1 protein-coding gene is annotated in these 1,656 nt (G+C 62.1%); it reads left to right on the top strand.

Going from position 1 to position 1,656, the window contains the following annotated elements:
- The first annotated feature begins 127 nt into the window (after positions 1-127).
- Positions 128-1,399 carry an IS4 family transposase gene (locus tag KYE_RS15390; protein ID WP_039882083.1) on the top strand — a complete coding sequence of 424 codons (1,272 nt, stop codon included), beginning with the start codon at positions 128-130 and terminating at the stop codon, positions 1,397-1,399.
- Positions 1,400-1,656 lie beyond the last annotated feature (257 nt).

Genomic DNA, 1,656 nt, shown 5'->3' with positions numbered 1-1,656 from the left:
CCAACGTCATTGAATTAGTGACGTTTGTCCAGAGATATCATATAATTACGGTTCACAAACACACGAGGAATACGCCTCATGAAACTTCCGCCAAAACTAACGGTTGACACGCCCAGCGAGATCCTGACTGAAAATTGTACATAAAATAACCAGTCTACTGGATGACCCCGCCTTTATCGCCGAACACCGCCAACGTCCCCAGGATTTCACCCGCCGCTGCCACCTGAACTTCAAACACCTGGCCCTGTTCCTGCTCAATCAGCCCCAGTCTGCCTTGCAAACCGAATTGAACGGCTTTTTCCAGCAGGTCACCGGCGCGGCCCTGGAATCCTGTCAGGTGACCGCCTCGGCCTTCTGCAAGGCCCGCCAAAAGCTGGATCCGACCGTGTTCGAGGCCCTGAACCAGGTGGTTCAGGCACAACTGGATGCGCAGGGTCTGCGATACCGCTGGCGCGGCCTGCGCCTGCTGGGCATCGACGGCTCCAGTGTCCATCTCCCCCTGGAAGACAGACAGGCCAGCCATTTCGGCACCCACCAGGGCCTGCCGGTGGCCCGCTTGTCCCAGTTGATCGACCTGGGCGACGGCCAGACCCTGCACAGCCTGCTCGTCTCCCCGACGATCTGTGAGCGCGGCTGTGCCCAAAGCCATCTCGATCACGCCCCCTCAGGCAGCCTGATCCTGTTTGATCGCGGCTATCCCGCCCACTGGCTGTTCGCCGATCTGGCGCAACGCCGAATTCCGTTCGTGATGCGCCTGCGCCTGAACTTCAATCGCGCCGTGCGGGACTTTGTCCAGTCCGGCGACCGGGAAACCCAACACACCTTCACCTGCACCAACTGGCTCTCGCGCCAGGTGTGCCAGCAGTCCGGGACGGATCTAGACGGCCCGGTGACCCTGCGCCTGGTGCGGGTGGACCTGCCGGGGGGCACCACGGAAGTGCTCGCCACCTCCCTGCTGGATGCGCAGGCGTTTCCTGCGGCAGACTTTGCCGACCTGTATCACCGCCGCTGGGGCATCGAAACCGACTACCGGCGCCTCAAGCAAACCCTGAACCTGGAGAACTTCAGTGGCCGTTCCCCCCAGGCCGTCCAGCAGGACCTGCACGCCCGCATCCTGCTCAAGAACCTGGCACTGCTGATGCAAACCCTGCAGCAACCCGAGATCGACCGGCGTCACGCCCAGCGCAAACACCGTTGGCAGCCCAACTTCACCCAGGGGCTGTCCTGCCTCAAGAACAGCCTCGTCCGGCTACTGCTCAACCCCACCCGCGCGCTGCTCTCAGGCCTGCTGGAACTGATGGCCAGCGCCCTGGGCGCCATCCGCCCCGGCCGCTCCAGCTCGCGAAAACGCCGGCGGTGCGCCACCAAAGGCTGCGAGGGGTATAAGCCCACCCGCTAAGTTGCGTTAACAACCCGGACCCCACCACTCACCCAACCAACAGGCTGCTTCCGGAGCGGTCGGCTTCCGCTCGCCCTGAAAACGCGCCTCCCCACCTGTACAGGTCACGACCCGCCTGAAATCCGGTCCATCCCCCAAAAAATCGCTTCAGCTGGCGCTCATTGTCGCGATATCGTTACGATGATGCCACCAAACCCCGCCCATGGCTTCGGCTGGAACTGGATTTTGGACTCTGCGGGGCTTAAGTTGATGACGTT

Origin of the sequence: Marinobacter manganoxydans MnI7-9 (assembly GCF_000235625.1) — a bacterium.
GTDB classification, from domain to species: domain Bacteria; phylum Pseudomonadota; class Gammaproteobacteria; order Pseudomonadales; family Oleiphilaceae; genus Marinobacter; species Marinobacter manganoxydans.
The sequence above is the reverse complement of the archived record's forward strand: the minus strand, read 5'-3'. Positions and strand labels throughout refer to the sequence as shown.